Below are 26,870 nucleotides of genomic sequence, written 5' to 3'. Positions count from 1 at the left end.
TTATAATATTTCTCAACAACCACAATGTACGTCTTCTTTATTATTGAGCTGGTTATGAAACCCCGCACCCAGTCCCTTGAAAGATATGCAGCGAAATCCTTGACCGGAAAGGCGCACTGTTTTGCGGTTCACGCGGATTGGGTCTGGGTATAAAGCAGCCATTTCAACGTTCGGCGTTCGGCATCATCGAGTTCTGGTGCTAGGATGCGGATAGATGTTGCGGCTTGAATTTGAGAAACGAGCTGACCGTCCAGCCAGGCATTCAAGACATGCGGATGAATATAGGAATTGCGGCAAACTGCGCGCGTGTTACCAAGTGCGGCTGCAACCTTGTCGATCTCAGCATTGAGCGCCCGCTTAACCGCACCGGCATTTTCTGGAAGTTCTACCGACCGCAGCGCCTCCAGAGCAAGGGTCGTGCCCGCCCAGGTGCGAAAATGCTTGGATGTGAATTCGGCATTCGTCGTCGCACGCAAGTAATCGTTGATATCCTGTGACGTCACAGGTCGACGCTCACGGGCTTCATCGAGATATTGAAAAAGCTGCTGGCCCGGCAATTCCTGCACACTGCGCACGATACGGGCAATTCGCCGATCAGTTAAAGCGAGGTTCCAAATCTTTCCCGATTTTCCGGTAAAGATAAACCGCACACTGCTGCCTTCCATCTTCAAATGCCTGTTTCGCAGGGTGGTTATTCCATAACTCTTGTTCTCCCGCGCGTAATTGAGATTACCTACGCGCAGCAAAAGGCGGTCCATCAGAAAGATGACGGTCGCCACTACCTTTTCACGGCAAAGACTTCGCCTGCGCATATCGGCTTCGATCGTCTGGCGCAGTCGGCTCAGCCCCCTTGCAAAATCAGGAAGCATCGCAAATTTTGTTTCTCCCTGACTGGTCATCCATGATGAATGATACCGATATTGCTTACGACCGCGTTCATCGCGCCCGGTCGCCTGCAGGTGGCCGTTGGCGACCGTACAGATCCAAACATCCGTCCATGCAGGGGGAATGACAAGCGCCTGAATGCGGTTTTTGTCTTGCTGCGTAATTCGTCCACCATCCGCATGGTTATAGCGAAAGCCTTTACCACAGCGAAGGCGTCTTATACCCGGGTCGTCGTCACTGCTATGAACAAGCCGGTCCAGACAAGAATGATTATGATGAGAAGGAACAGCGGACTTCTTCAGCAACGCGCCTCCTGAAAGTCCCGCGCCCTCTCAGCGCAGAGTTGGAAAATAAAAGGCGCCCGATGTGCTGATATCATGCACCGTCCTCTTTCGAAGTCGTGCCGTCGGTTTTCCCGAGATAAAGCGCATAAAGAAAACCGCCCGCAAGCAGAACGGGCAACCCTATGAGAACCAACCATACAAAAAATGCTCCCATTCTGGCCTCCTGAATGCTTTTGTCGCCGACTAACTCTCGGCTTTGAACTTTTTGGCCTCTTCGAGCAGCTTTTCGCGATCACGCCCGAAGCGCTTGATGAGGTCACGTGCCTGCAAAGGAGAGATATCGGTCTTTTCCGACAGATACTTGATGTCATCGTCTTCGGTCAGCGGGGTGGTGTCAGCTGATGATCTGTTCATGACTGGCCTCATTGTGTGTTTGGACTTGGATCAGGTGCGGCTGGCTGTTCGCCACCGCTCCCGGTTTCAGGGCGATTGCTTTGTGCAGGCGGAGCGGGCTGTACGCCCTGGGGTGATTGCGTCTCGGGGGGCGTTTGAACGCCATCATTGCCGTTGAAAGTTCCGCCACCCGTCAAACTCCAGACAAGGAGAACCACGAGAAGCACACCCAGAACGCCAAGCATGATCCGCGGGAGATAGCTGACCGCACGCGAGGATTTATCCCTTCGCTCAGCCTGCTTGTGTTGCAGTTGCATATTCATCATCACACCCAAAAGCTCGTGAAATACCCAACGGCCACGACCGAAAGTATAATCACCCACCAAATGAAATAGACGTTGCCTTCCTGCAATTCGGTACGCGCTTGCACGTCTTCGTCATCCAATCCATTCCCTATGGCAACTGGCGCGCGTTTATCAGCAACGGGATAGGGTTCGTCCCGGCCTGACGAGAGCGTTTTCGATTTCTCCAGTTCTTCTCTTTTGAAGACCTCTCCACCCGACCGGGATGCGGAGGGATCTTCAATCGTCTGGGATGCTGTCATTGTTATTCACCTCTAAAAAGGAACAACACAGCCCGAAAATGGTTCCCATCGCGCAATGGGTTGTTTTCAAGCATTTGCGAACGCAAGCCGCTTTGCGTGCTTACTGGAATGCGACAAGCCTAGAGCCTAATTCCATGCCGCCAGCAACTCCTCTGTGGAGGCCACCTCCAGTTGCTCGCTCAAACGCTCGTGACAAAGCGCGAGAATGGCATCATGGGTCTGATCGGAATAGCTGCAAACGGCGTCACTTAAGATTATCACCCGATAACCGCGATCCACCGCCCCGAACAATGCGGAGAGAACACATAAATCCGTCTCGGCACCGCTCAAGACAATGGTATCCACCCCCTGCTGGCGCAACTGTTTATCCAGTCGCCCATCAACCCATGGCGAATAAACCGCCTTATCGAGAATGCGCGCTGGCGGAACATACACTCTGAGTTCAGGCAGCAACTGTATGAGTTCGGGATCAGCCTTTTCGAGCGTAAGCTCACTCCACTTGGCAAAATAGCGTTTCCAGGCACCCAATGCGTCTTCCGCATGCAGGGGCGGAATAAAGCGCGTAAAAATCGTCCTTTCCGCGTGACGCTCGCAGATTGCGCCAATAAACGGCGTTATAGAGGCGAGCCAAGGTACATGCCAGGGCGCGTCTTCAGAAAAGAGATTTTGTACATCGATACACAAATGAACACAATTTACGCCCAGCTCACCGTGGATAAGGCCTTTGTTCAGGAGCATGTTTCTCCCCCGCCTGCTCACTCGTCCATTAAACGATTAATCCGCAATGCTCGCTTTTTGTTCCTCAGATCAAATGAAAAAGGCGGGCTTTCAAGCCCGCCTTTGCTTCCAATCATCGCGCTTTAATAGCCGTAACGGCGACGCTCACGCTCGATCTCCTCTGCCGTGTAGGGTTCGGCATCGGCATCAAAACTCTCCCAGCCTTCTTCAGCATAGAGCTTACGGCGCTCAACAACATCAACGCGATGTGCTCCCTGAAGAATGGCGTCTGCTTCAGCATAGCGCTCTTCAGGTACCCGCGCGGTTACTACCGCACCGCCACGGCGCACGCCCTCGGCATAAAGATGGGCTTCCTCTTCCGATACACCGGACGAAGTGAAGGCTCCGATAAGGCCACCGGCAGCACCACCGACAACGGCACCGCCAACAGCACCTGCAAGCGTTGAAGCCAACCAGCCTGCAGCAACGACCGGACCAACGCCGGGGATCGCCATGATGCCGAGTCCTGCCAGAAGGCCGCCCGCGCCACCTGCCGCAGCACCCAGTCCCGCACCAATACCAGCACCCTCACCGGCATTGCTTTCCTCATGGTGAGACACAATACTGATATCGGAGGATGGAATTCCCGCGGCTTCCAGACGCGCGACTGCATCCTTTGCTGAATCATAGCTATCAAACAGTCCTGTGACACTTCGCATTATTTTCTCCCTTACGTATTCGTTTCAACTGGTTAAGTGGCAACCCGTTACATCTTCTTGGTAACATTGCCCTGATAGTCGAGCTGGACATCGGTCTGTTCGGCTCCCTTGCGCGCAGTTGCCTGCCAGATACCGTCCTCACCAAGCTTCAGATTGGTAACATTGGTGTATCCGGCTTCCTCAATACGGGTCTTGGCCTGCTCTTCAGTAAAGCTGTTCTCGCCAGCCACCGGAGCATCCGGGTTGGTTTCATCAGGCGTTACGACTGCTGGCGTCTCAGGTGCTGCGCCCTCTTCTTGAGCATAGGCGAAAGAAGGCACGACAAGGCAAGCACCCAGCAAGGCTAATGTTCTGATTTTCATCGTATTTCTCCTATGGCAATTCTGTTTCGATGAAAAAATAACGCCCGGATTAACGTTCGGTTCCACAATTCCAGCGGCTGTTTTTTAACTATTTCAAATATCGTCAGCCCCTTGAAAGCCGAACAAGGCCAAGCTCGAGAACCATTGGGAACAAGCTTTGCCGAACGGCGTTATGCAGGGTTGAGCAAGAGGGATCATCGACAACATGGCGCACCACGAAAGCGCGCAAACCAAACAGCAAGAATTTCTGAACGGACTAGCGCGCGGGCTTGTCGGCGCGTTGCTGTTCGCACTGCCCATGCTCATGACGATTGAAATGTGGAACCTGGGCCTTTATGCCGACCCAAACCGGTTGCTGCTTTTATGCGCAATAAACCTGCCGCTTCTTTTGGGCCTGGCCTGGCGGATCGGCTTTGAAAAAACAGCTTCCCTGAAACAAGCGATACGCGACGCCGTCATTGCCTATGGATTAGGCATCACTGTCAGCGCGGGTGTCCTGTGGCTGCTGGCCATTCTCGATGCCAGACTCATGCCCAGCCACAACATAGCGATGGTCGCCTTCCAGTCAGTACCCGCCAGTATCGGCGCTCTGCTGGGGCGAAGCCAGCTCGGAATGCATTCAGAGGAAAAAGACGAAGAGCGAGACGACCATGATAGCGAGACCGGCTATTTCAACGAGCTTTTCATGATGTTGGTCGGGGCGCTGTTTTTAAGTCTGAACGTGGCACCGACCGAAGAGACCATTCTGATTGCTTTCAAAATCACGCCTTTTCATACGTTGTTGATCGCCGCTTTGTCGATTGTGATGATGCACGGCTTCGTCTATTCGGTTCATTTTAAAGGCGGTCACCAGCTGATCGAGGGGGCTCCGCGATGGCACGCGTTCATACGTTTCACCATGCCGGGCTATGTCATCGCCATTGCGTCGAGCGCCTATGTGTTGTGGACCTTCGAACGACTCGACGACACATCCCTGTCGCAGATGGTCACTGCCATTGTAGTTCTTTCCCTGCCCGGTGCGCTCGGAGCAGCTTCTGCCCGATTGATATTGTGAGGCCCCATGACACGATCCTCCAACAGCAGACATATCGAAACCAGTACACCCCATTGGATCGAGTGGGCTACCGGTGGAATATCCACTTTTCTGGTGCTGGCATTATTCGGATGGATCATTCACGACATCTATCGATATGCGCCGGGCGATGCCGCATTTCACATCGATATTAAGGCCATAGAACCCGTCAATGATATGTTTCGCGTCCGTTTCGATGTTGAAAACATATCACAAGCCAGTGCCGCGCAGGTGCGGATCGCCGGCGAAACGATCAATGCCGATGGCAACCACGAACAATCAAGCGTGAACTTTGATTACGTCGCGTCAGAAGCGCGCGACAGCGGCGCGCTGTTCTTCCGCACAGATCCACGCGACGGTCAGTTCACGATTAAGGTTGAAGGCTACACGCAACCCTGAGGACGCGCCGGATCATTTGCGGATATAGTCGGGAAATTCAGCTCCAATCACATCAATGATCGACAATGTTCCCGACAAATGTTTGCGCAGTGCCCCTTCCGCCACGGACGCTCTGCCCGAGGCGATGCCATCCACGATCGCCTGATGCTCGCTCAGCACTGTCTGCATCTTGCCGGGCATCGGCAAATTGAGACGTCGCAGCCGGTCGATATGTACGCTCTGACGCCTGACATTCGTCCAGAGCTGCGCGATCCCTGTCTTTTCATAGAGATGGCGATGAAAATCGCGGTCGATACTGTCAAAGGCATTATAGGTTTCGGGCGATGCCACCGCCCGCTGACGCGCAAGGATTTCGCCAAGCTCCACCGCCGTTTCCGACGATCGTTCATCGGTCAGCCAGCGCACGGCCTCCAGCTCGATCGACAGTCGCAGGAACTGGGCCTGGCGCGCATGGTCGACATCGATACGGGCAACCACCGTTGCATATTGCGGATACACATCGACAATACCTTCCTCCTGCAGGCGCATTAAAGCATCACGCACTGGCGTTTGACTGATGCCGAATTCCAGTTGCAGAGCATTGCGAGACAGTACCGTGCCGGGGGTAAGTTCGACCTTCAAAATCCGGTCTCGCAGGATTTCGTACACCTGCAACGCCACCTGACGCGAGCGGTCCAGTTGCCCACCTCTTATCATTCCACTCATGAATCAGTCCCATTCGGCTTTTTTTCATATAATCACAGATTGTAGGTTGATGCACTGATGTTTTAGTGCTTCAATGTTTTAGTCGCTTTGGGAGAAGCGACCAAGGCCAACGAATGGATTGAATTTGACATTTGAGCACACATGCAACGACCAATCTTTCAAGTATCAAATTTGGAGAATCCATTTCTATTCATAAGTTTGCTGGTGGTTTGATTCCAACTTTTGCGCTGAGGCTCGAGTAGCGGGATGCACATGTTGGAATCAAACCGCTAGCCGTTATCTTTGGGAGGATAATTCATGCGATTGCTCATAAGTGGCATGACCGCGCTTGTTCTGGCGCTGGGCCTTGGCCCCACACAGAGCCAGGCACAGGAAAAAACCAATCTTTCGATCACCCGGCAGCCTGGCATTCTCTATCTTGCCAGCCACGTGATGGAAACGCAGAAACTCATCGAGAAAGAAGCAGCAAAAGATGGGCTCGACGGTGTCACCGTCGAATGGCGGACATTCAGTGGCGGCGGTGCTCAGACGGATGCGTTGCTTGCCGGCAATGTCGACGTCGTCAACACAGGCACCGGCAATCTGCTTTTGCTGTGGGATCGAACGCGCGGCAAGGTCAAGGGCATCATCACCAGCTCGGCGCAACCAGTCATCATGGTGTCTAACGATCCCCGCATCAAGTCACTGAAAGATATCGAGCCGAGCGACAAGATCGCAGTACCGACCGTCGGCGTATCGACGCAGGCAATCCTGTTGCAAATGGCTGCCGCCAAACTTTACGGCGAGGACGAGATCAAGAAATTCGACCCCAATACGGTGCAACTCGGCCATCCCGATGCGGTTGCAGCCATCGCCAATGCCAATCACGAGGTCAAAAACCACTTTTCCGCACCGCCCTTCCAGTATGTCGAACTCAAGCAGTCCGGCGTCCATAAAGTCACGGATTCGCGTGAAATTCTCGGCGGCGCTCTGACCCAGGCCACATTTTTCACCACCACGACATTTGCCGAGGCCAATCCGAAGCTGGTAAAGGCGTTGCGCACCGCAACCGAACAGGCCGTCGCCTTCATCAAGGAAGACCCCAAAGCGGCCCTTGAATCCTACAAGACCATCTCTGGCGATAAGACAAGCCTCGACGACCTCATGACGATGCTCGAGGAACCGCATATGGACGAATGGCGTACTGATCCGCAGGGTACGATGAAGTTTGCTGAACACCTGCACAAGATCGGCACCTTAAAAACCATGCCTGCGGCTTGGACGGATTATTACCTGCCCGACAGCGCCTATCTCAACGGTAACTGAACGCTCGAAGCGACAGTAGCAGCGGCGATCTGCGCCGCTGCATTTCTTCAAGAAAGTAAATTCGATGATGCAGGCTACAGCCGCCAGGGCCGACACGATCACTCCGCAATCAACGCCGGAGAAAGCCCCTCTCCTTTCCGTCGATCGCGTCACATTGCGCTACAAGACCCCGAACCTGTTGATCACCGCGACTGAAGACGTCAGTTTCACGGTGCGCGAATCCGACCGTTTCGTGCTGCTCGGCCCGTCGGGCTGCGGAAAGTCCACGCTATTGAAGGCGGTCGGCGGCTATATGGCGCCTGCCGCTGGAAAAATTCACATAAACGGGCGCGAAGTCACCCGTCCCGGCCCCGACCGGATGATGGTCTTTCAGGAATTCGATCAGTTGATGCCTTGGAAGACTGTTCTGGAAAATGTCATGTTTCCGCTTCTCGTCGCACGTAAACTTGCGAAAGACGAAGCCGAAGCGCTGGCCCGCCAATATATCGACAAGGTGAAGCTGACGCGCGCCATCGACAGCTACCCGCACACCTTGTCAGGCGGCATGAAACAACGCGTAGCGATTGCCCGCGGCATGGCCATGCAGCCGGATATCCTTCTGATGGACGAACCTTTTGCAGCACTCGACGCGCTGACCCGCCGTCAGATGCAGGATGAATTGCTGCAACTTTGGCAAGACACCAAGTTCACTGTCATTTTCGTCACCCACTCCATCGCCGAGGCCATCAAGATTTCCAACCGCATCCTGCTGCTTTCGCCTCATCCGGGGCGGGTGCGCGCCGAAGTGGTCGATGTCGACAAGGTGAACCAGGAGGATGGCAGCGCTGCAGCACTTGAGCGCGACATTCACAATCTCCTGTTTTCCTCAGAGACCGGACACAAGGAGTAAACTATGCTTTCTTCCAACATCATCCTCAGTGCAGATAATGAAGCCGATGAACCTCATCACAATATCGCGCCGATCGAGCAGAAACTAAGCACCTTCGAAACGCTCTGGGGAATCGGAGCGCTACGCAAAACCCTGCTTATTCTGGCACTTGCCGCCATCTGGCAGATTTATGCCACCTATCTCGACAATCCGCTGCTGTTTCCGACCTTAAGCGACACGATCGGGACGCTTTACGATCGCTTTGTCGACGGCTCATTGCCAGCACGCATCTGGACGACGCTCAAAATCCTGTTCATGGGCTACACCATCGGCACGGTACTGGCCGCCCTTCTCACAGTTCTCGCCATCAATACGCGTATCGGCACCGATTTTCTTGAAACCATGACTGCCATGTTCAATCCGCTGCCAGCCATTTCGCTGCTGCCGCTGGCGTTGATCTGGTTCGGCCTGGGTGCCTCAAGCCTCGTCTTCGTGCTGATCCATTCCGTGCTCTGGGCTGTAGCGCTCAATACGCATTCCGGCTTTCTCGGCGTATCGCGAACGCTGCGCATGGTTGGCGCCAATTACGGACTGACCGGCATTTCCTATGTGCTACGCATACTGGTTCCTGCCGCATTCCCTTCCATACTCACTGGCCTCAAGATCGGCTGGGCCTTTGCCTGGCGTACCCTGATCGCCGCCGAACTCGTCTTCGGCGTATCGTCGGGACAGGGTGGACTTGGCTGGTTTATTTTCGAAAACCGTAACCTGCTGGATATCCCGGCAGTCTTTGCGGGGCTGCTCACCGTTATCATCATCGGTCTGATCGTCGAAAATCTCGTTTTCCAGACCCTCGAACGCCACACCATCCAGAAATGGGGAATGAAAGAGTAGCCGCCGCCAGCTGCCTCATTCCCGCAACCGGTAATACCATCCATGCCCCAGAATATGCCCCACAAGAAGACACCTGAGACGCTCAGAAGTGCGCGATGGTTTGCACCCGATGATCTGCGATCCTTCGGCCATCGTTCACGACTGATGCAGCTTGGCTATGGCGAAGACGATTTTCGCGACAAGCCGGTGATCGGCATTCTCGACACATGGTCCGAGCTCAACACCTGCCACGCACATTTTAAGGAGCGGGTGCAGGATGTGAAGCGCGGGGTCCAGCAGGCAGGCGGCTTTGCGGTGCAATTGCCTTCACTATCGGTGGATGAAAGCTTCACCAAGCCGACCTCGATGCTCTACCGAAACATGCTGGCCATGGAAACGGAAGAAATGATCCGCTCGCATCCACTCGACGGCGTGGTGTTGATGGGCGGTTGTGACAAGACAACGCCCGGCCTTGTCATGGGCGCAATTTCAGCTGGCGTGCCAATGATATATCTGCCAGCGGGGCCTATGCTGCGCGGCAATTATGCCGGAAAGATATTGGGCTCGGGCTCGGATGCGTGGAAATATTGGGATGAGCGGCGCGCCGGCAATATCACAGATGAGGAATGGCTGGGTGTTCAGGGCGGTATCGCACGCTCGGCAGGCACATGCATGACCATGGGCACCGCATCGACCATGACGGCTATCGCCGACGCCATGGGGCTGACCCTGCCTGGTGCATCGTCCATTCCAGCCGTCGATGCCAACCACCAGCGCATGGGTGCCGATTGCGGAAGGCGTATAGTCGCCATGGTGTGGGAGGACCTCACGCCGGACAGGATCATTACTGAAGGCGCTTGCCGCAATGCGGCCATCGTCGCCATGGCCACCGGCTGTTCGACCAATGCAGTTGTCCACCTGATCGCTATGGCGCGACGCGCCGGGGTCAATCTCACCCTCGATGATCTCGACGCGCTGGGCCGCGTCACGCCGCTGATCGCTAATGTACGCCCATCGGGTAACGATTATCTGATGGAGGATTTCTTCTATGCAGGCGGATTGCGCGCGCTGATGAAGCAAATCGAGGACCGGCTCGATCTTAACGCAATGACGGTAACCGGCAAATCCATGGGCGAAAACCTCGAAGGAGCGAAGGTCTATAATGACGATGTCATTCGCCCGCTTTCCAACCCCGTCTATCATGAAGGATCGCTGGCGGTACTGCGCGGCAATCTCTGCCCGAACGGCGCGGTCATCAAACCTGCCGCCTGCGACCCTAAATTCCACGTTCATGAAGGCCCGGCGCTGGTGTTCGACAGCTATCCGCAGATGAAGGAAGCCATTGACGACGAAAACCTCGACGTCACGCCCAATCACGTGCTGGTGTTGCGCAATGCCGGGCCACAGGGCGGACCAGGGTTTCCCGAATGGGGTATGTTGCCCATTCCGAAGGCGCTGATCCGCAAAGGCTATCGCGACATGCTGCGCATTTCGGATGCGCGCATGTCAGGCACCTCCTATGGCGCCTGCGTGCTGCATGTCTCGCCCGAAAGCTTTATTGGCGGCCCGCTGGCGCTTCTTAAAAACGGCGATATCATACGCCTCGATCTACCCAATCGCCGCCTTGATATGCTGGTAAGCGACGAGGCGCTTGCGCAACGCAAGGCCGAATGGCAGGCACCACAACCGCATTTTGAGCGCGGCTATGGCTGGATGTTCTCGCGCCATGTAACCCAGGCCGATCAGGGCTGCGACTTCGACTTTCTGGAAACAGGTTTCGGCAAGGCGAGCGGCGAACCCGAGATTTATTAAAGGCCATTTATTGAAAGTAGCAACGACGGTCTTTCCCGGAGGCTAGGCTGCGCGAAAGTCGCGCTGAAACATAAGGTGATCATGACGGCCTATGATTCAAAGTCAATGAGCGTATCATAGTCTTTTCAACAGGAGGCCACCATGCCGCTGTTTAGCGAAGAAAGTCGCATTTACGACGCCGATGAGGTCAAGTTTATGCGCAGATGCTTTTCTCAAGCCTCGATTATTCTTGAAGAAAGAAATAAAAACTATACTAAAACTGATCTCTCGTCGGCTATATTTATGCTTTACGTCAAAGGATTACGCAACGTCGACCGTATTGCCAATCTGGGGTCGCGCCTTGCGACAAAACAATATGACGAGCGGTATGCAATCCCGCTTGTTACGGCGAATTCCAATCTTTTTTCAGGACATACGACGCTGTTGTGAGGTCTAACCAACCGCCCTCACTTTACCAGAAACGCATGTTTATTCCAGCCTTGCGCATGAACCAGTAAAACAGCAAGGCCGCGATAACACCCATCATCATCGCCCAGGAAAAACCCGAATTCTCGCTCGTAAACGGCAGTCCACCCATGTTCATACCAAAAACTCAAGCAATCAGCATACCGGGCAAAAGCAGGGCACTCAGCACGGTTATGACTTTCAGGATGTCCATTTTACGGCTCAGCAGCGCGCGTGGTCGTGGCCCTGATATGACGACCTTGTCCCATAGGACCTCCTGCCATTCTAGCTAAAGAATTGGACCATTAAACCGTCGGATCCAATACCTAGAACGCTGATGGGCTGTCGAGCCTTGCATGATGCATATCCATTCACTAGAAAGCACGATAACACCGTATATGTCGCCTCGCCGGGAACGCCTGAACTGAAAACGCCGGCCTGATGAAATCAGTCCGGCGATCGTCATTTCAAACTTGGACAATGGTCAAACTTGAACAGTGGCTCAGGCGGCGTGTTTCACCGCTGCGGCATTCTGCTTGCTCCAATCCGCATACCAGGTCTGGAACAATTTGAGCTGCGCTTCGCAATAACCGCGCTGACTATCGGAAAGCTTGTCAGTCTCGTTGAAATGCAGCTCATATTCCGGATTGCCGGTCAGAACCATCATGTGCTTGTAGAAGAGCACGAGATCCGGACCTTCGTCAAAAGATGACAGAACGCCGAGGGCTGCTTCCAGCTCCTGTGCCGCCTGACGTGCTTGCGCATCGCCTGCGGCGGCAGCTTTTGAAAGCGCGACGAGTTGCTGTACTTCCTTGGGCAGCACATTACCGATACCGGTGATCGCACCGCGCGCGCCACAATTGACGAAACCGTGGAAAACCGTGGTATCCACGCCCACCATCAAGGTCACATCGTCATCGGCGCTGGTGATGTTTTCAGCAGCATACCGTAGCGCATCCACACCACCAAATTCCTTGAAACCAATAAGGTTCGGGTGTTCGGCGCGCAGTGCAAAAAACAGATCGGCGCGCGTTTCGAACCCGTAGTAAGGGCTATTGTAGATAACAGCCGGCACATCAGGCGCTGCCGCCAAAATGGCCTTGAAGTGCGCCTTCTGCGCGCTTGCCGATGCGCCACGCGACAATACGCGCGGAATAACCATCAATCCCTTGGCCCCAACCTTCTGCGCGTGCGCCGCATGCGCCACGGCCGACGCGGTATTCACCGCGCCCGTACCAACGACCACCGGCACACCAGCCTTCACCAAGGCCTCCACACCGGTCATACGCTGCTCGTCGCTCAGCAGCGGCCAGTCGCCCATCGAACCGCAATATACAACGCCCGACATGCCGAGCGCGACCAGTTCCTTGCCCTTGCGCACCAGCGCGTCGAAGTCAGGTGTACGGTCAGCCTTGCACGGGGTCATCAGGGCCGGGATGCAGCCGGAAAAAATATCAGAATTCATGTTTTCGTCCTCAAGCCTTTTCAGTCAACCACAAACGACAGCCGCCCGCAGCGGACTTCGTATTCTTAAAATATACACCATGTATTTTTCTTGTCGACTAAAATCTCTATTGGGTTTAAATTCGCCGCATCCTCGTGCATATGAACCAAATTGCATGAGCAGCCAGAGAGCTATAAGAGCTTATGGGATCAAAAGGGATGCACATCATGGATAAAACCTCGACAGACCAATCCACGGATCGAAGGAAAGGCTCTGGGGTCAAGCGCGTCTATGATGTGCTGCGCGATGAAATCATCGATCTATCTCTGGCACCCGGCAGTCCGATTGACGAAAATCAGCTCGCGGAGCGTTTTGCGATGTCGCGCACCCCTATTCGCGAAGCGCTGGTGCGGCTTGCAAGCGATGGTCTGGTGACGACACTGCCCAACCGTTCAACCGTTGTGTCCAATATCGATTTTTTGAGCCTGCCGGCTTTTTTTGATGCAATCACGCTGATGTATCGCGTCACGACACGCCTTGCAGCATTGCACCGTACAAAGGCGGACCTTCGTATCATCCGCGCCCATCAGGAAGAATTCGCCCGCGCCGTGCGCGCCCAAAACGCGCTCGAGATGATCGCAACCAATCGCGATTTTCATGCAGCAATCGCCGAAGCCGGTCGCAACCCCTTCTATACAGCCTTCTTTGCCCGGCTTCTCGACGAAGGACGACGGCTCTTGCGGCTTTATTATCAGTCTTTCTCCGATCGCCTGCCCGAGCGATATGTCAGCGAACACGAAGACATGATCCGCGCTATCGAAGAGCAGGACGTTGAAACCGCCGACCGGCTTGGCAGGATACACGGCGACCAGATCGTCGATCAGATACGAAAGCTCATTGCCGAAGACCGGCGCGACATGATGGCCCTCTGAACCGGAAAAACTGCGGCCTAACTGCCATTGACGAGGGCGAGAACCAGCTGTTGAACATTACCGCCCTGGCCCATTTCGACACGGTCGAAATCACGGCCGTGCTGGCGCTGGACTTCGACGAGACCATTGATTTCATTAATCAATATCCTGCGCACCTTCTGACACTTGGGATCATTTGGCACCGAAAGCCCCACCGTCCTGCGCACGATTTCGCGCGTCATGTCTATCGCGCTTTGACCATGGACCTGTTCATGCTTGCGGATGCCCTCAATGAAAACGTCCCAGTTTGCGCGCACCTCAGGCGGCAGACTTTCCGCAGGTTTTGGCAATGTATAGGTGATTTTCAGCTTCGGCTTTGCCGAAAGGATGGTGCAGGCCTTGTTGCTATGGTCGAATTTTCGATCCCATGTCAGGACGTAGCTTGTATGCGCGATAACCTGAGTCTTGCCAATTTTTGGGCCGCGCTGACCAATCGATTCATAAAGCGCAAAGCCGGTTTTACCGGTAATAGCATAGGCTTTGACTTGCTCGACAGCCTTCCAAGCGTCCTGAGCATGGGCGAACGCCGTGCCAAGAATGGTCACGCAAAGCAGCGAGGCGATTACCTTCATGTTTATCGAAATGCCTCTCAAACCGTATTTTTGCCAAAAAAACACACAGCTTTGCCTTGTTCTTTGCTGCTTTTTCGACGCTTCAGGCGTCCTTTTCGCATAAACGGCGTTTCTTTTTGCCGAATATTTTCAAAAAACCTCAATATGGATCGTTATAAGATTAAGCCGTCCACGAACAGAGACAAACTCCGCGCTTTGAGAGATAATCCAAACAAGACGAAATAGCAGTCAGGGTGAATCGATCAGTGATAGCCGATGTGAAGATAGAGGCCATGGTGCTGGCGGCCGGAAGTTCGCGGCGCATGGGCGCAGCCAACAAACTCATGGCACACTTTGAGGATGCGACGTTGATCAGCCGCATCACCAAGCGTGCACTGGCATCGAAGGCCAACACGGTGTCGGTCGTGCTCGGACATCAGGCCGCGCAACTCACGGCCATTCTTGCGCCTTTGGCGATCACCACCATCTATAATGCCGATCATGCCTCGGGCATGGCATCCTCTCTCAAGGCAGGCATCGAAAACCTGGCACCCGACACGGCGGGGGTCCTGATCGTGCTCGGCGATATGCCTGCCATCGAGATTGACCATATCAATCGCCTCATTGATCGTTTTCGGGACGCGGATGGAAAGGCCATCATAAGGGCAACCAGCAATGGCGAACGCGGTAACCCTGTCATTCTGCCCCGCTCGCTCTTTGCAGCCGTTTCGAATTTAAAAGGCGATGTCGGCGCGCGACGTCTTATTGAGGAAAGCGTGCTTGAAATTCTCGACGTCGAAATCGGCCCCGCCGCGCTGATCGACGTCGACACCCCGGAAGCTCTCATTAAAGCAGGCGGCGTGCTGCCAACCAGTGCCGACCAAGGCTAAAGCTGGCGTGAATGCCGACCCTCCTCGAATTCTTCGACGAGTTTGGCACAAAATGCCGGAAGATCATCCGGCGTGCGACTCGTGACAAGGCCGTTATCGACGACGACTTCCTGATCGACCCAGTGCCCGCCAGCATTGGCGATGTCGGTTTCAAGCGTCGCATAGGACGTAACCGTTCTGCCCTTCAAAACGTCCGCTTCCACGAGAAGCCACGGCGCATGGCAGATGGCCCCGACGGGCTTGCCCTGCTCGAAGAATGAGCGCACGAACGAAACCATTGCCGCATCGCCGCGCAATTTGTCTGATCCGATACAGCCACCGGGAATGACAATCCCGTCAAAATCGCTGGCCGAGACCTCCTGCACGGTCTTGTCGACCGGGTAACTACCGCCGGGATCAAGATCGTTATTATTGGTCGAAGCTTCCCCGCTTTCAAGCCCGACCACTATGACGGTAGCGCCCGCCGCCTCAACCGCCTTTTTCGGCTCCGTAAATTCGGGTTCCTCGGTGCCGCGCGGGGCAATCAGAATTGCTATCGTTTTGTCTCTGAGGGTCATGAAATGCTCCATTCATTTTTATGAGTTTCACATATTCAAAACCGGACAGGCGTTTCAAAGTTCCATTATCGGTGATGTTACCGCCATTCTCGCTGCACCGTATCGTAGACCGATTGCGCATTGTGCAGACTTTGATAGCGACCATTCTTGCGCGCTAGAAGTTCGGCATGGCTGCCCTGTTCGGCAATCCTGCCATTCTCCACTACCAGAATTCGGTCGGCATTGGCGATCGTCGCAAGCCTGTGGGCAATCACCAGCGTGGTGCGCCCTTGCGACAGTTCCGCCAACGATTGCTGGATCGCACGTTCCGTTTCGGTATCGAGTGCCGAGGTAGCCTCATCGAGAATGAGGATCGGCGGGTTTTTGAGGAAGATGCGGGCAATCGCCAACCGCTGCTTCTGCCCGCCTGATAGCTTGACGCCGCGTTCGCCGATAACCGTTTCATAGCCTTCACTTAGCCCGGCAATGACCGTGTCAAGCCGCGCCCGCTTTGCTGCGGCAAAGATTTCCTCATCGCTCGCATCCAGCTTGCCATAGGCGATGTTGTCGCGGATGGTGCCTGCAAACAGGAATACATCCTGCTGCACGATACCAATATTGGAGCGTAGCGACCTCAAGGTCATGTCGCGAATATCGATACCGTCAATGCTGATTGTACCGCCCGTTACTTCATAAAAACGCGGCAAAAGCGAACAGATCGTGGTTTTCCCAGCCCCGGAGGGGCCGACAAAGGCAATTGTCTCACCGGAGCGGACCGACAGAGTAAGGTCAGCAACGATCGGCTTTTTCAGCCCATAGCCGAAGCTGACATCACTATACTCGATATTGCCGTTCAGCCGCTCGACGGTTTTCGCCTGCGGCGTGTCGGCTATATCCGGGCGCGTATCGAGAAACTGCGTATAGCGCTGAAAACCGGCGATGCCTTTGGGATAGGTCTCGATTATCGAATTGATTTTGTCGATGGGACGGAAGAAAACATTGACCAGAAGCAAGAAGCCGACGAAACCGCCAGCCGTCAGTTCTCCATGCACCACGAACCAAGCACCAGCCAGCATCACCACCACTTGTACAAAACGCATGGACAAATACGACAACGACAGCGACGCCGCCATGATCTTGTAGGCTTCGAGTTTGGTGGTGAGATAATTCCGGTTGCTTTCGGCAAACAGCTTACGCTCGTGATCCTCGTTGGTGAAAGCCTGCACCACGCGAATACCGCCGACATTTTCCTCGATGCGCGCATTGAACTCTCCAACCCTGCCATAAAGAGCGCGCCATGTCGCCGTCATGCGTTTTCCATAAAGCATGGTGACGCCCGCGGTAACCGGAACAATCGTCGCCGTGATCAGAGCCAGAGGCACGTGTACCCACAGCATCAGCACGAATGCGCCGATCAAGGTCATGATGGCGATGAACAAGTCTTCCGGCCCGTGATGGGCGACTTCGCCTATCTCTTCCAGATCCTTGGTCAGCCTTGCCACCAGATGCCCGGTCTTCTGATTGTCGAAGAAGCCGAAAGAAAGCTTTTGCAGATGGTCGAAGGCTTTCCTGCGCATCTCTGTCTCGATGCGTATGCCGAGCATATGGCCCCAATAGGTGACGATGACCTGAAGCCCCGCACTGATCAGATAGATCAGAAACAGACCAAGGGCTGCCAGCGCGATCATGCCAAGCTGATTGGTGGGCAACAATCGATCGATGAACAGTGTCACTGCCAGAGGGAAGGCCAGTTCCAGCAGTCCGGCCACCACGGCGCTGGAGAAGTCCAGCAGGAATAGGCGACGGTGCGGGCGGTAATAGACGGCGAAGCGCTTCAACAAGCCGGTCATGGGACGGCTCCTTTCATACGCCCTCTATATGGTTCTGTCGCGCGAAAGGCCAGCGCTCCCACACTTTTTTGATAAAGATTTAGTGGGTGCCACAGCTGGCCAAGAAGATCGGCACTCATTCCACTTTCTACTTGAAACAAATGCTACAAGAAGCGATGACAGATGCTGGTATTGTTTCAAACATTTGCGGACAGGACATGCAGGCTTCGGAAACGCATCACGATGCGAAATGGAATTTGCGCGGCGCGCTGTTCATGGTTCTCGCCATGGCCTGTTTTGCGGTCGAAGATGCGTGTCTGAAAAACGCCACTTCGCACATCCCGGTCGGTGAGGTGCTCGTTTTATTCGGCCTGATAGGAGTGGTGGCTTTTTCAACCATGGCAATCATGACCGGGGAAAAACCGCTTTCGAGCGCAATGTTATCGCGCGTCATGACCACCCGTTCGCTCTGCGAGATCGTCGGGCGCCTGTTTTTCATGCTGGCCATAGCACTGACGCCACTTTCCACGGCTTCGGCAATATTGCAGGCAACGCCACTTGTTGTGATTGCCGGGGCAGCGCTGGTCTTTGGCGAACGGGTAGGATTGCTGCGCTGGCTGGCAGTTATTATCGGCTTTTTGGGCGTTCTGCTTATCTTGCGGCCGGGAGCTGAAGGGTTTGGCCTGCTGTCGCTGCTGGCCGTTATCGCCACGCTGGGATTTGCCGGTCGAGATCTTGCGACCCGGGCAGCCCCACGATCGCTCTCGCATCGCCAGCTCGGCGTTCTGGGCTTTCTTATGCTTGTGATCTCAGGTCTGATCGTTCTGCCATTCGGCACTGCTCCCGTTTGGCCGAATGCTACCGCGGCGGCAAGCCTGCTGGTCGGCTCCGTCAGTGGCGTGATTGCCTATACGTCGCTGACCGTCGCCATGCGCACCGGCGAAGTCGGTGCAGTCACCCCGTTTCGATATACGCGTCTGGTTTTTGCCATGCTCGCTGGTGTGCTGATTTTTCACGAACAGCCGGACCTGTGGACGCTTGTCGGCTCGGTGATCGTGGTCGGCGCGGGAATAGCAGCGCTTACGTTCTCACGCCGCCGGACTTGAAGACGACCACTCCTTAGACTGCACCGATCCGCAGCAGATCATGGAAATGCACAAGACCAACCGGGCGTTTGCCTTCGACGACCACCAGCGCACCGATATGCTTTTCATTGATCGTGTTGAGGGCAGCAGCAGCCAGGGTATCCGGCTCCACCGTCTTGGGCGTGGTGGTCATGATATCATCGACAGCCAGATCGACGAGATTGCGGTGCAGATTGCGTGAAATATCGCCATCGGTGACAATGCCAGCCAGATCACCATTCTCCTTGACGATGACCACGCAACCGAAACTCTTCTGCGCCAGCTCTTTCATTGCATCTTGCATGGCGGTTCCCGTCCGCACCAGCGGCAGACGCTCGCCGCGATGCATGAGGTCGCGGATATGGACGAGGCTTGCGCCCAGCGAACCGCCGGGATGAAAGGTCTTGAAATCGCTCGGTGTGAAGCCGCGTGCCTCCAGAAGCGCAATCGCCAGCGCGTCACCCATTGCAAGCTGCATCATGGTCGACGTCGTGGGTGCCAGACCATGTGGGCAGGCTTCAGTCGCCTTGGGCAATAAAAGCAGTGCGCTGGCCGCGCGACCGAGTGCTGAATCAGCGCGTGCGGTAATCGCAATCAGTGGAATCTGAAAACGTTGCGAATAGTTGACGATGCCTTTCAGTTCCGCCGTCTCACCCGACCAGGAAATGGCGACAATAACGTCATCTCGGCTGATCATACCGAGATCGCCATGATTGGCTTCTGCCGAGTGCACGAAAAACGCGGCCGTGCCCGTTGAGGCAAAGGTTGCCGCAAGTTTTGCACCAATATGGCCGCTTTTGCCCACCCCGGTGACGACGAGACGCCCCTTGGCTCCAGCGATAAGCCGAACGGCTTCAGCGAATGGAGCGGACAGGCCATTGTCGAGCGCTTGCAGAAGCGTGGCAAGCCCTTCGTTTTCGGTTTTGATGGTGCGGAGTGCCGAAGCGATGGCTGCCTGCGCTCCCGTTTGTATGTTGGGGTCGAGCTTTTCCATGGCGCAAATCGTTAGCCTCTTCGCTGCCGCTTGTCCAAGCTTTTATTGATTCTCGACATGCATCGCTACCAAGGACACGGCACGAATAAGAAAACCCGCCCTGCAATGAGCAGAGCGGGTTTTGAATCGTTCAAGGCCGTGTTGGTCAGTCAGGCTTGATTGTTCGCAACAATTCACCAATCGAAGTTTCAACCGTCGGGCGGATGTCATTACGCCAGAGCGCGAAAGCAACATTGGCCTCGATGAAGCCCGCCTTGGAGCCGCAATCAAAGGTCAAGCCCTGATAATTGAAACCGTAGAATTTCTGCGCGTCGGCAAGCTTGAGCATGGCGTCGGTCAACTGGATTTCATTGCCCGCCCCTCTTTCCTGCTTGCTTAAAAGCTCAAAAATCTCCGGCTGCAAAATGTAGCGTCCGTTGATGTAGAGGTTCGACGGTGCCGTGCCCTTGGCCGGCTTCTCGACCATCTGTGTGATCTCGAAACCATTGGCAATCGATGTGCCCTTGCCAACGATACCGTATTTATGCGCCTCTTCGGGATCGCATTCCTGCACGGCAATCACGTTTCCACCGGTTTGCTCGTAGAGATCAACCATTTCCTTCAGACAGCCCTTTTTAGACTGCATCACCATATCCGGCAAAAGCAGAGCGAAGGGCTCGTTGCCGACCAGTTCACGCGCACACCAGACGGCATGGCCGAGACCAAGCGGATCCTGCTGACGGGTGAAGCTTGTGGTGCCGGGCTGCGGCTGGATATCCTGAAGGTGGTCCAGAATTTCCTGCTTGCCGCGTTCAGCAAGCGTTGAATAAAGCTCCACCTGCGCATCGAAATAGTCCTCGATGACCGCCTTGTTGCGGCCGGTAACGAAGATCAGATGTTCGATGCCCGCCTCGCGTGCCTCATCGACCACGTACTGGATGACGGGCTTGTCTACGACTGTCAGCATTTCCTTGGGAACGGATTTGGTGGCAGGAAGAAAACGGGTACCAAGACCGGCTACAGGGAAGACAGCCTTGCGGATTTTACGAATCGAACTCATTCCTCTCCTCGATTTTACAGAATGCGGATTAAATCAAAGCATTGAAACTATTGGATTTCAAATAAGGCAGTTTCATTAAGGATCGACGAAAATACGGTCATCATCCTATCACATTGCGTGACCCACTCTTAATCTAGTTTGATTCAAAAGTTTTTCTAATCCCGAAGCAAGTTTTTTTGCGCATCTCTTGCATGGTAAACCAAATGCTAACCGACTGGGCTTAATTTGCATGTTCGACTGAACGTCGCCGAAATTCACACTGCCCATTTTCGTGACCGAATGCTATGAGAATATCACATGCAATCTGAAACAAGCAGAACGGCTTCGATCGATCCTCACGCCGACAGCGGCAGAACAATGATTGCAAAAGGGAAACACAGAATGCTGCGATTTCCATTCAATATGAAGCAGACAATTGCGCGCAAGGGAGCTGCGATAATCGCAACTGCGCTGCTTGCTTGCACCCTGTCATCGGGAGCGGCATTCGCCGATGCTCAGTTCCGGCAATGGGTGGCAAGTTTCCGCACTGTGGCTGTCAAGAGCGGCGTAACACCTTCCACCTTCGACCGTGCATTTCGTGGCGTCGACGCGCCCGATCCGGTTGTTCTGCAAAAAGCGCGTTACCAGCCCGAGTTTACCGAACCAGTCTGGAACTACATCGATAACCGCGTCAACGAACAATCAGTTTCGGTTGGCCAGAACATGGCACGCAAATGGGGCCCATGGCTTCAGCGCATCGAGAAGCGGTTTTCAGTCGACCGCAACATTCTGCTCGCCATCTGGTCCATGGAAAGCAATTATGGCGAAATCCTCAAGCGCGATGACGTAATGCGCGATGCCATTCGCTCGCTGGCAACGCTTGCTTATGCCGATAAAAGACGAGCCAAATTTGGTCGCACCCAGCTGATCGCGGCCATGAAAATTCTCCAGACCGGCGACATCGACCGCGCGCATCTTTCGGGCTCGTGGGCGGGCGCACTCGGCCACACTCAATTCATCCCGACGAGCTACCAGGCCTATGCTGTCGATATGGATGGCGACGGCAAACGCGACATCTGGAACTCCATCCCCGATGCGCTGGGCACGGCGGCCAATCTTCTGCACAAAAACGGCTGGCAGCCGGGACGAACATGGGGCTATGAAGTGGTGCTGCCAGCAAGCGGCAAATTCCCATCCGGCTCGCTCAGCATCGCCGAATGGCAGCGCCGCGGTATCGTGCGCGCCAATGGGCGTCCCTTCCCCGATGCCAATGAGAAAGCAACGCTCAAAGTACTCGATGGCCGCAAGGGCCCGGCTTTCCTGATGACCAAAAACTTCTTCGTTCTCAAGCGCTATAACAATGCCGATAAATATGCGCTGGCCGTCGGCCTGCTCGCCGACCGTATCGGCGGCTATCAGGGTCTACGTCAGGACTGGAACCGTCCGTTCACGCCGATCACCATGAATGAACGCGAGGAATTGCAATCGCATCTCAAGGCACTCGGCTATTATGACGGCAAGATCGACGGCAAGATCGGCTCGACATCACGTGCAGCCATCGAAGCTTTCCAGAAACGCAACGGCCTCCAGCCGGACGGACATCCAAGCAAGGAAGTGCTTTCGGTGCTGCGTCGTCGCTGACCCCAACTGCAGAATTTCCGGCAAGGACTTTGCACTTCGCCGGAAAGGTTCTTTTTAGCAAGCATTGTTCTACGCAAAACCACTTCGCACTTTTGCCGGAAATGCTATTGTACCGCCCGACAAGGGTAGGATGGATGCAAGAATATCGGATCATGCATAAGCTTTTAAAGGTCGTCGGGTTGTTACTGACGGCCTTTGTTCTCGTGTTTTCGAATATCGCATCCACGAAGGCGCGTGAACGGCCGCGCACCATCTTCGATATGCTGTTCGGTCCGAAACAGGCCGAGCCGACACCGAAAGTTGAGCCGCGCGCCACACCCAAACGCACAAGGCCAAAAGTAAATCGCGCGCCCAAGGCCGCCCCTCCGACCGCGCGATCGGCGGCACCTGCCGCAACCGTGCCCTCTTCACCCTCGGTCGAGAAAAATCCCGATGCGAGAAAGGTTTTGGTGGTCGGTGACTTCATCAGTGACGGCCTGGCACAGGGACTGGATACCGCCTTCGCGTCCGAAGCATCGGTGACAGTTTCGGTTCGCGTAAACGGTTCTTCCGGCTTCGTGCGTAGCGACCACTTCGACTGGCCAGCCAATATCGGCAAGATATTGGACGAGGAAAAACCGGCCGTTGTCGTGGTGATGATGGGCTCAAATGACCGGCAGGCCATCACCGACGAAGGGGCGAGCCTTGCAGCGCGCTCGCCGGGATGGAACGCCGAATACCAAAAGCGCGTGGCACACTTCATCCAGACGATATCTGACCAGAAGTATCCGTTGATCTGGGTTGGCCAGCCGCCATTCCGCCCAAGGGGCATGGCGCAGGATATGCTGGCCCTTAATGAAATCTATCGCGCCGCCACCGAAAAGGCCGGGGGCCAGTTTGCCAGCGTATGGGATGGCTTCGTCGATGAAGACGGCAATTTCACCCAGACAGGTTTCGACATTAACGGCCAGACCGCACGCCTGCGCGGCAATGACGGCATCAACCTGACGACGGCCGGCAAACGCAAACTTGCTTTCTATGCCGAGAAGCCGTTACGCGCCTATCTTGGTGGAAGCTCTCAAAACGAACCGCTTCCAACAGCCGATACCGCCGGAGCGCCCCGCCCGGTCGACCGCGTTGCCCCCATAAGCCTGCGCGATGTCATCCGCGACCGGAACGGCGTGTTACTTGGGGGCAGCCTTACCCCACGTCCCGCACCGCAGCACACCATACCATCGGATAGGAAACCGGTACCCGGGCGCTCCGATGATTTTACCTGGCCCAAGAAAAGCGTAAAGCCCTGAAAGCTCACCGATAACTGGCCGCATCTTTCTATGATGGTGCAGTTATGGTGTCTTACTCGCTTAATTGTTCGTCTAATTGATTATCCCACGCCATTCACATTTGTGTCGCCATCCATTATCAAAGGCATCTGCACCGTTCACCCGAAACATCGGGGGTACCAGTCGGCGCTCCGCTGATCTAAGCGGAGCATGCAGAGAAATATCTGCCCTTCATAAAGAGGCTCTCGAATGAATATCGCATCCAAACCTTCTGTCGATTCTAGTCGGGAGGAGGAGCCCCATCTTGCACGCAATCTTTCCAATCGCCATCTACAACTGATCGCCATCGGCGGTGCCATCGGCACCGGCCTTTTCATGGGATCGGGCAAGACCATTTCGCTGGCCGGACCGTCCATCCTGATGGTCTATGCCATTATCGGCTTCATGCTTTTCTTCGTGATGCGCGCGCTTGGCGAAATTCTTCTGTCCAATCTCGAATACCGCTCATTCGCCGATTTTGCCGGCGATTATCTGGGTCCGTGGGCGCAGTTCTTCACAGGCTGGACCTATTGGTTGTGCTGGATCGTCACTGGCGTCGCCGACGTGGTCGCCGTTTCAGGCTATGTGTCGTTCTGGTTTCCCGAACTGGCGCTATGGATCCCCGCACTTGGTCTGATTTTTACGCTTCTTGCACTGAATCTGCCCACCGTTCGCAATTTCGGCGAAATCGAGTTCTGGTTCGCCCTCATCAAGATCGTCGCCATCATCGCTCTTATTCTGGCTGGCGCCTATATGCTGACGACCGGCTTTACGTTGCCGAATGGCACCAGAGCCTCCGTCACGCATCTTTGGGACCACGGCGGCTTTTTTCCGACTGGCTTTTTTGGTTTCGTGGCAGGCTTTCAGATTGCTGTCTTCGCCTTCGTGGGCATCGAACTGGTGGGCACGGCCGCGGCTGAAACCGAGAACCCGACGCGCAACTTACCAAAGGCGATTAACTCGATCCCCATCCGCATTGTGCTTTTCTATGTCGGAGCACTCTTCGTCATCATCACGGTCATTCCGTGGAATCAGGTCGATCCGGGTTCAAGCCCATTTGTCGCCATGTTCTCGCTTGCCGGTCTGGGCATTGCCGCACATGTGATCAATTTTGTCGTGCTGACGTCCGCGACATCAAGCGCCAATTCAGGCATCTACTCGACCTCGCGCATGATCTATGGTCTGGCGACCTCGCGGCTTGCGCCAAAGGCACTGGGCAAGCTCAACGGCCGGAAAGTTCCGGTCAATGCGCTGTTCTTCTCCTGCATCTTCCTGCTTTCAGGCGTGGTGCTTCTTTATGCGGAGCAAAGCATCATCGCCGCCTTCACTATAGTGACGACGATTTCGGCACTTCTGTTCATTTTCGTCTGGTCGATCATTCTGGCGTCTTACGTGCAATATCGCCGCAAGCGTCCCGACCTTCATGAAAAGTCGACCTTCAAGATGCCTGGAGGGCGCGCAGCCGTTGCCATGGTCTTTGCCTTCTTCGCCTTCATCCTGTGGGCACTGGCACAAGAACCCGATACGGCTGTGGCTCTGAAAATCACGCCCTTCTGGTTTCTGCTGCTTGGCGTCATCTATCTGGCTATCCGCGCAAAACGCAAGCAAGGTTAAGCCAAACAAAAAAGCCCGGGATCATCCCGGGCTTTTCAATTGTCTGAATTTCAGCTCAGCGCGGCAGGACCGACGCGCCCATGAGATCGTGGTCAATCGCATGCGCCGCCTGACGTCCTTCGCGAATGGCCCAGACGACCAGTGACTGGCCGCGCCGCACATCACCCGCGGCATAAAACTTGGCCACGTTGGTGCGATAGTCGCGTTCATTGGCCTTTACTGAGGTGCCACCGCGGCGGTCTGTAGCGATATCGAGGCTCTCTCCCATTTCCTTCAACACACTGTTTTCGGCGGGACCGAAAAAGCCGATGGCGATGAAGGCAAGGTCGGCCTTGATGAAGAACTCTGTACCCGCGATGGGCTTGCGCTGTTCGTCCACATGGCAGCATTTGACGTGTGTCAACACGCCGTCCTCACCAACGAACTCCAGCGTTGCCACCTGAAATTCGCGTGTAGCACCTTCAGCCTGACTAGAAGAGGTACGCATCTTGGTCGCCCAGTAAGGCCACACGCTGAGCTTGTTTTCCTTTTCGGGCGGCTGCGGTCGAATATCGAGCTGGGTTACATTGACCGCGCCCTGCCGGAACGCCGTACCGACGCAGTCAGACGCTGTATCGCCGCCACCAACGACCACGACATGCTTGCCTCCGGCCAGAATGGGTTCTGAAACCCAGGCAACGGATTCAATGTTTTCGCGTCCAACACGACGGTTTTGCTGCACGAGATAGGGCATAGCATCATGCACGCCCTCAAGATCAGCACCGGGAATGCCCGCCGGGCGCGGCTTTTCCGAACCGCCGCAATAAAGCACGGCATCGTAGTCAGCGAGAAGCTCGCGCATTGGCTTGTCTACGCCGATATTGACACCACACAGGAAACGCACGCCCTCGCCTTCCATCTGCTCGATACGCCGGTCGATCAGGTGCTTTTCCATCTTGAAATCGGGAATACCGTAACGCAACAACCCACCGGGACGGCTCTCGCGCTCATAGACATCGACCATATGACCGACGCGGGCAAGCTGCTGTGCTGCCGCCAAACCTGCCGGGCCAGACCCGATAATGGCAACCGACTTACCGGTTTTCTGCGCGACAGGCTGCGGCACGATATAGCCAAGCTCAAAAGCTTTGTCGCCCAATGCCTGTTCAACGCTTTTGATGGCAACTGGCGTGTCTTCGAGGTTGAGCGTGCAGGCTTCCTCGCATGGTGCGGGACAGATGCGGCCAGTAAACTCCGGAAAATTATTGGTCAGATGCAGATTGCGGATCGCCTGATCCCAATTGTCGTTATAGACGAGATCGTTCCAGTCCGGGATCTGGTTGTGCACCGGACAGCCGGTCGGCCCGTGGCAGAAAGGAATGCCGCAATCCATGCAGCGTGCGGCCTGCTTCTGCACCTCGCCGTCGCTCATCGGAATGGTGAATTCGCGGAAATGACGAATGCGATCCGAGGCTGGCTGGTACTTTGCCACCTGCCGGTCGATCTCAAGAAAACCTGTAACTTTACCCATTTTAT

30 protein-coding genes are annotated in these 26,870 nt (G+C 55.0%); 13 read left to right on the top strand and 17 right to left on the bottom strand.

The window, feature by feature from the left end:
* Positions 1-128 precede the first annotated feature (128 nt).
* The 8 genes from AAIB41_RS12345 to AAIB41_RS12310 all read right to left on the bottom strand — a co-directional run bounded on the left by AAIB41_RS12345 (position 129) and on the right by AAIB41_RS12310 (position 3,964).
* Positions 129-1,190, bottom strand: a complete 1,062-nt coding sequence (locus AAIB41_RS12345; protein ID WP_343315588.1) for a DNA topoisomerase IB — start codon at positions 1,188-1,190, stop codon at positions 129-131.
* A 70-nt stretch (positions 1,191-1,260) separates the two neighbouring features.
* Positions 1,261-1,383 (bottom strand): hypothetical protein, encoded by a 123-nt coding sequence (locus AAIB41_RS12340; RefSeq protein WP_343315587.1) that lies wholly within the window; start codon positions 1,381-1,383, stop codon positions 1,261-1,263.
* A 29-nt stretch (positions 1,384-1,412) separates the two neighbouring features.
* A complete protein-coding gene (locus AAIB41_RS12335) occupies positions 1,413-1,583 on the bottom strand; it encodes a hypothetical protein (protein ID WP_343315586.1) in 171 nt (56 codons plus the stop codon).
* An 8-nt stretch (positions 1,584-1,591) separates the two neighbouring features.
* The gene (locus AAIB41_RS12330; protein WP_343315585.1) at positions 1,592-1,888 is read right to left on the bottom strand and encodes a hypothetical protein; all 297 of its coding nucleotides are present in this window, start codon (positions 1,886-1,888) and stop codon (positions 1,592-1,594) included.
* Complete coding sequence (locus AAIB41_RS12325) at positions 1,888-2,166, bottom strand: hypothetical protein (protein ID WP_343315584.1); 279 nt, start codon at positions 2,164-2,166, stop codon at positions 1,888-1,890. Before AAIB41_RS12325 ends, AAIB41_RS12330 begins: the two co-directional genes overlap by 1 nt.
* 126 nt (positions 2,167-2,292) lie before the next feature.
* Entirely contained in the window at positions 2,293-2,904 is a 612-nt protein-coding gene (locus AAIB41_RS12320; protein ID WP_343315583.1) for an isochorismatase family cysteine hydrolase, read from the bottom strand.
* A gap of 122 nt (positions 2,905-3,026) precedes the next feature.
* A complete protein-coding gene (locus AAIB41_RS12315; RefSeq protein ID WP_343315582.1) occupies positions 3,027-3,602 on the bottom strand; it encodes a general stress protein in 576 nt (191 codons plus the stop codon).
* A 47-nt stretch (positions 3,603-3,649) separates the two neighbouring features.
* Complete coding sequence (locus tag AAIB41_RS12310; protein WP_343315581.1) at positions 3,650-3,964, bottom strand: PepSY domain-containing protein; 315 nt, start codon at positions 3,962-3,964, stop codon at positions 3,650-3,652.
* Between the two features lie 205 nt (positions 3,965-4,169).
* Between AAIB41_RS12310 and AAIB41_RS12305 the strand changes: the two genes are divergently transcribed.
* Positions 4,170-5,018, top strand: a complete 849-nt coding sequence (locus AAIB41_RS12305; RefSeq protein WP_343315580.1) for a TIGR02587 family membrane protein — start codon at positions 4,170-4,172, stop codon at positions 5,016-5,018.
* Between the two features lie 6 nt (positions 5,019-5,024).
* Entirely contained in the window at positions 5,025-5,435 is a 411-nt protein-coding gene (locus tag AAIB41_RS12300; protein WP_343315579.1) for a TIGR02588 family protein, read from the top strand.
* A 12-nt stretch (positions 5,436-5,447) separates the two neighbouring features.
* Here the strand turns inward: AAIB41_RS12300 and AAIB41_RS12295 are convergent, their stop codons facing one another.
* Entirely contained in the window at positions 5,448-6,140 is a 693-nt protein-coding gene (locus AAIB41_RS12295) for a GntR family transcriptional regulator (RefSeq protein ID WP_343315578.1), read from the bottom strand.
* Positions 6,141-6,437: 297 nt separating this feature from the next.
* Here AAIB41_RS12295 and AAIB41_RS12290 point away from each other — a divergent pair, with 297 nt between their 5' ends.
* The 5 genes from AAIB41_RS12290 (at position 6,438) to AAIB41_RS12270 (ending at position 11,427) form a co-directional block, all read left to right on the top strand.
* Positions 6,438-7,445: an ABC transporter substrate-binding protein gene (locus AAIB41_RS12290; RefSeq protein ID WP_343315577.1), complete on the top strand. Its 1,008-nt coding sequence runs from the start codon at positions 6,438-6,440 to the stop codon at positions 7,443-7,445.
* Between the two features lie 64 nt (positions 7,446-7,509).
* The gene (locus tag AAIB41_RS12285) at positions 7,510-8,334 is read left to right on the top strand and encodes an ABC transporter ATP-binding protein (protein WP_343315576.1); all 825 of its coding nucleotides are present in this window, start codon (positions 7,510-7,512) and stop codon (positions 8,332-8,334) included.
* 3 nt (positions 8,335-8,337) lie between these two features.
* Positions 8,338-9,207 carry an ABC transporter permease gene (locus AAIB41_RS12280; protein ID WP_343315575.1) on the top strand — a complete coding sequence of 290 codons (870 nt, stop codon included), beginning with the start codon at positions 8,338-8,340 and terminating at the stop codon, positions 9,205-9,207.
* Between the two features lie 54 nt (positions 9,208-9,261).
* Positions 9,262-10,998: an L-arabinonate dehydratase gene (gene araD / locus AAIB41_RS12275; protein WP_343316137.1), complete on the top strand. Its 1,737-nt coding sequence runs from the start codon at positions 9,262-9,264 to the stop codon at positions 10,996-10,998.
* Between the two features lie 141 nt (positions 10,999-11,139).
* On the top strand, positions 11,140-11,427 hold the full coding sequence (locus tag AAIB41_RS12270; protein ID WP_343315574.1) for a hypothetical protein: 288 nt from the start codon (positions 11,140-11,142) through the stop codon (positions 11,425-11,427).
* 22 nt (positions 11,428-11,449) lie between these two features.
* Here AAIB41_RS12270 and AAIB41_RS12265 read toward each other — a convergent pair whose 3' ends face one another.
* Both AAIB41_RS12265 and AAIB41_RS12260 read right to left on the bottom strand, forming a co-directional pair.
* Positions 11,450-11,575, bottom strand: coding sequence for a hypothetical protein (locus AAIB41_RS12265; RefSeq protein WP_343315573.1), 126 nt, complete (start codon positions 11,573-11,575; stop codon positions 11,450-11,452).
* Positions 11,576-11,944: 369 nt separating this feature from the next.
* Positions 11,945-12,907 carry a dihydrodipicolinate synthase family protein gene (locus tag AAIB41_RS12260; protein ID WP_343315572.1) on the bottom strand — a complete coding sequence of 321 codons (963 nt, stop codon included), beginning with the start codon at positions 12,905-12,907 and terminating at the stop codon, positions 11,945-11,947.
* A 206-nt stretch (positions 12,908-13,113) separates the two neighbouring features.
* Here AAIB41_RS12260 and AAIB41_RS12255 point away from each other — a divergent pair, with 206 nt between their 5' ends.
* Complete coding sequence (locus AAIB41_RS12255) at positions 13,114-13,818, top strand: GntR family transcriptional regulator (RefSeq protein ID WP_343315571.1); 705 nt, start codon at positions 13,114-13,116, stop codon at positions 13,816-13,818.
* 17 nt (positions 13,819-13,835) lie between these two features.
* On the opposite strand, the gene AAIB41_RS12250 is transcribed toward AAIB41_RS12255, so the two are convergent.
* The gene (locus AAIB41_RS12250) at positions 13,836-14,429 is read right to left on the bottom strand and encodes a DUF922 domain-containing protein (protein ID WP_343315570.1); all 594 of its coding nucleotides are present in this window, start codon (positions 14,427-14,429) and stop codon (positions 13,836-13,838) included.
* A gap of 233 nt (positions 14,430-14,662) precedes the next feature.
* Here AAIB41_RS12250 and AAIB41_RS12245 point away from each other — a divergent pair, with 233 nt between their 5' ends.
* Positions 14,663-15,298 (top strand): nucleotidyltransferase family protein, encoded by a 636-nt coding sequence (locus AAIB41_RS12245; RefSeq protein WP_343315569.1) that lies wholly within the window; start codon positions 14,663-14,665, stop codon positions 15,296-15,298.
* Here AAIB41_RS12245 and AAIB41_RS12240 read toward each other — a convergent pair.
* Complete coding sequence (locus AAIB41_RS12240; protein ID WP_343315568.1) at positions 15,295-15,855, bottom strand: type 1 glutamine amidotransferase domain-containing protein; 561 nt, start codon at positions 15,853-15,855, stop codon at positions 15,295-15,297. The genes AAIB41_RS12245 and AAIB41_RS12240 overlap by 4 nt on opposite strands.
* 77 nt (positions 15,856-15,932) lie before the next feature.
* A complete protein-coding gene (locus AAIB41_RS12235) occupies positions 15,933-17,684 on the bottom strand; it encodes an ABC transporter ATP-binding protein (protein ID WP_343315567.1) in 1,752 nt (583 codons plus the stop codon).
* A gap of 197 nt (positions 17,685-17,881) precedes the next feature.
* On the opposite strand from AAIB41_RS12235, the gene AAIB41_RS12230 reads away from it, so the two are divergent.
* Complete coding sequence (locus AAIB41_RS12230; RefSeq protein WP_343315566.1) at positions 17,882-18,769, top strand: DMT family transporter; 888 nt, start codon at positions 17,882-17,884, stop codon at positions 18,767-18,769.
* Between the two features lie 13 nt (positions 18,770-18,782).
* On the opposite strand, the gene AAIB41_RS12225 is transcribed toward AAIB41_RS12230, so the two are convergent.
* Positions 18,783-19,781 (bottom strand): KpsF/GutQ family sugar-phosphate isomerase, encoded by a 999-nt coding sequence (locus AAIB41_RS12225; protein ID WP_343315565.1) that lies wholly within the window; start codon positions 19,779-19,781, stop codon positions 18,783-18,785.
* 145 nt (positions 19,782-19,926) lie between these two features.
* Positions 19,927-20,820: a UTP--glucose-1-phosphate uridylyltransferase GalU gene (galU, locus tag AAIB41_RS12220; RefSeq protein ID WP_343315564.1), complete on the bottom strand. Its 894-nt coding sequence runs from the start codon at positions 20,818-20,820 to the stop codon at positions 19,927-19,929.
* A 381-nt stretch (positions 20,821-21,201) separates the two neighbouring features.
* Here galU and AAIB41_RS12215 point away from each other — a divergent pair, with 381 nt between their 5' ends.
* From AAIB41_RS12215 to AAIB41_RS12205, 3 genes are all read left to right on the top strand, one after another.
* Positions 21,202-22,440 (top strand): lytic murein transglycosylase, encoded by a 1,239-nt coding sequence (locus AAIB41_RS12215; protein WP_343315563.1) that lies wholly within the window; start codon positions 21,202-21,204, stop codon positions 22,438-22,440.
* A 134-nt stretch (positions 22,441-22,574) separates the two neighbouring features.
* Entirely contained in the window at positions 22,575-23,723 is a 1,149-nt protein-coding gene (locus AAIB41_RS12210) for a DUF459 domain-containing protein (protein WP_343315562.1), read from the top strand.
* Positions 23,724-23,951: 228 nt separating this feature from the next.
* Positions 23,952-25,355, top strand: a complete 1,404-nt coding sequence (locus AAIB41_RS12205) for an amino acid permease (RefSeq protein ID WP_343315561.1) — start codon at positions 23,952-23,954, stop codon at positions 25,353-25,355.
* Positions 25,356-25,410: 55 nt separating this feature from the next.
* Here the strand turns inward: AAIB41_RS12205 and AAIB41_RS12200 are convergent, their stop codons facing one another.
* Positions 25,411-26,865 (bottom strand): glutamate synthase subunit beta, encoded by a 1,455-nt coding sequence (locus AAIB41_RS12200; RefSeq protein WP_343315560.1) that lies wholly within the window; start codon positions 26,863-26,865, stop codon positions 25,411-25,413.
* Positions 26,866-26,870 lie beyond the last annotated feature (5 nt).

The sequence above is a fragment of the Brucella sp. BE17 genome, from assembly GCF_039545455.1.
GTDB lineage: Bacteria > Pseudomonadota > Alphaproteobacteria > Rhizobiales > Rhizobiaceae > Brucella.
The sequence above is the reverse complement of the archived record's forward strand: the minus strand, read 5'-3'. Positions and strand labels throughout refer to the sequence as shown.

Excerpts from the sequence above, each read along its gene's own strand:
- AAIB41_RS12340 (WP_343315587.1), bottom strand. The coding sequence starts at position 1,383 with ATGGGAGCATTTTTTGTATGGTTGGTTCTCATAGGGTTGCCCGTTCTG.
- AAIB41_RS12270 (WP_343315574.1), top strand. The coding sequence starts at position 11,140 with ATGCCGCTGTTTAGCGAAGAAAGTCGCATTTACGACGCCGATGAGGTC.
- galU (WP_343315564.1), bottom strand. The coding sequence starts at position 20,820 with ATGAGTTCGATTCGTAAAATCCGCAAGGCTGTCTTCCCTGTAGCCGGT.
- AAIB41_RS12310 (WP_343315581.1), bottom strand. The coding sequence starts at position 3,964 with ATGAAAATCAGAACATTAGCCTTGCTGGGTGCTTGCCTTGTCGTGCCT.
- AAIB41_RS12300 (WP_343315579.1), top strand. The coding sequence starts at position 5,025 with ATGACACGATCCTCCAACAGCAGACATATCGAAACCAGTACACCCCAT.
- AAIB41_RS12325 (WP_343315584.1), bottom strand. The coding sequence starts at position 2,166 with ATGACAGCATCCCAGACGATTGAAGATCCCTCCGCATCCCGGTCGGGT.
- AAIB41_RS12280 (WP_343315575.1), top strand. The coding sequence starts at position 8,338 with ATGCTTTCTTCCAACATCATCCTCAGTGCAGATAATGAAGCCGATGAA.
- AAIB41_RS12265 (WP_343315573.1), bottom strand. The coding sequence starts at position 11,575 with ATGGGTGGACTGCCGTTTACGAGCGAGAATTCGGGTTTTTCCTGGGCG.
- AAIB41_RS12335 (WP_343315586.1), bottom strand. The coding sequence starts at position 1,583 with ATGAACAGATCATCAGCTGACACCACCCCGCTGACCGAAGACGATGAC.
- AAIB41_RS12235 (WP_343315567.1), bottom strand. The coding sequence starts at position 17,684 with ATGACCGGCTTGTTGAAGCGCTTCGCCGTCTATTACCGCCCGCACCGT.
- AAIB41_RS12200 (WP_343315560.1), bottom strand. The coding sequence starts at position 26,865 with ATGGGTAAAGTTACAGGTTTTCTTGAGATCGACCGGCAGGTGGCAAAG.
- AAIB41_RS12305 (WP_343315580.1), top strand. The coding sequence starts at position 4,170 with ATGGCGCACCACGAAAGCGCGCAAACCAAACAGCAAGAATTTCTGAAC.
- AAIB41_RS12225 (WP_343315565.1), bottom strand. The coding sequence starts at position 19,781 with ATGGAAAAGCTCGACCCCAACATACAAACGGGAGCGCAGGCAGCCATC.
- AAIB41_RS12215 (WP_343315563.1), top strand. The coding sequence starts at position 21,202 with ATGCTGCGATTTCCATTCAATATGAAGCAGACAATTGCGCGCAAGGGA.
- AAIB41_RS12295 (WP_343315578.1), bottom strand. The coding sequence starts at position 6,140 with ATGAGTGGAATGATAAGAGGTGGGCAACTGGACCGCTCGCGTCAGGTG.
- araD (WP_343316137.1), top strand. The coding sequence starts at position 9,262 with ATGCCCCACAAGAAGACACCTGAGACGCTCAGAAGTGCGCGATGGTTT.
- AAIB41_RS12205 (WP_343315561.1), top strand. The coding sequence starts at position 23,952 with ATGAATATCGCATCCAAACCTTCTGTCGATTCTAGTCGGGAGGAGGAG.
- AAIB41_RS12255 (WP_343315571.1), top strand. The coding sequence starts at position 13,114 with ATGGATAAAACCTCGACAGACCAATCCACGGATCGAAGGAAAGGCTCT.
- AAIB41_RS12285 (WP_343315576.1), top strand. The coding sequence starts at position 7,510 with ATGATGCAGGCTACAGCCGCCAGGGCCGACACGATCACTCCGCAATCA.
- AAIB41_RS12210 (WP_343315562.1), top strand. The coding sequence starts at position 22,575 with ATGCAAGAATATCGGATCATGCATAAGCTTTTAAAGGTCGTCGGGTTG.
- AAIB41_RS12330 (WP_343315585.1), bottom strand. The coding sequence starts at position 1,888 with ATGATGAATATGCAACTGCAACACAAGCAGGCTGAGCGAAGGGATAAA.
- AAIB41_RS12320 (WP_343315583.1), bottom strand. The coding sequence starts at position 2,904 with ATGCTCCTGAACAAAGGCCTTATCCACGGTGAGCTGGGCGTAAATTGT.
- AAIB41_RS12230 (WP_343315566.1), top strand. The coding sequence starts at position 17,882 with ATGCAGGCTTCGGAAACGCATCACGATGCGAAATGGAATTTGCGCGGC.
- AAIB41_RS12290 (WP_343315577.1), top strand. The coding sequence starts at position 6,438 with ATGCGATTGCTCATAAGTGGCATGACCGCGCTTGTTCTGGCGCTGGGC.
- AAIB41_RS12240 (WP_343315568.1), bottom strand. The coding sequence starts at position 15,855 with ATGACCCTCAGAGACAAAACGATAGCAATTCTGATTGCCCCGCGCGGC.
- AAIB41_RS12250 (WP_343315570.1), bottom strand. The coding sequence starts at position 14,429 with ATGAAGGTAATCGCCTCGCTGCTTTGCGTGACCATTCTTGGCACGGCG.
- AAIB41_RS12260 (WP_343315572.1), bottom strand. The coding sequence starts at position 12,907 with ATGAATTCTGATATTTTTTCCGGCTGCATCCCGGCCCTGATGACCCCG.
- AAIB41_RS12315 (WP_343315582.1), bottom strand. The coding sequence starts at position 3,602 with ATGCGAAGTGTCACAGGACTGTTTGATAGCTATGATTCAGCAAAGGAT.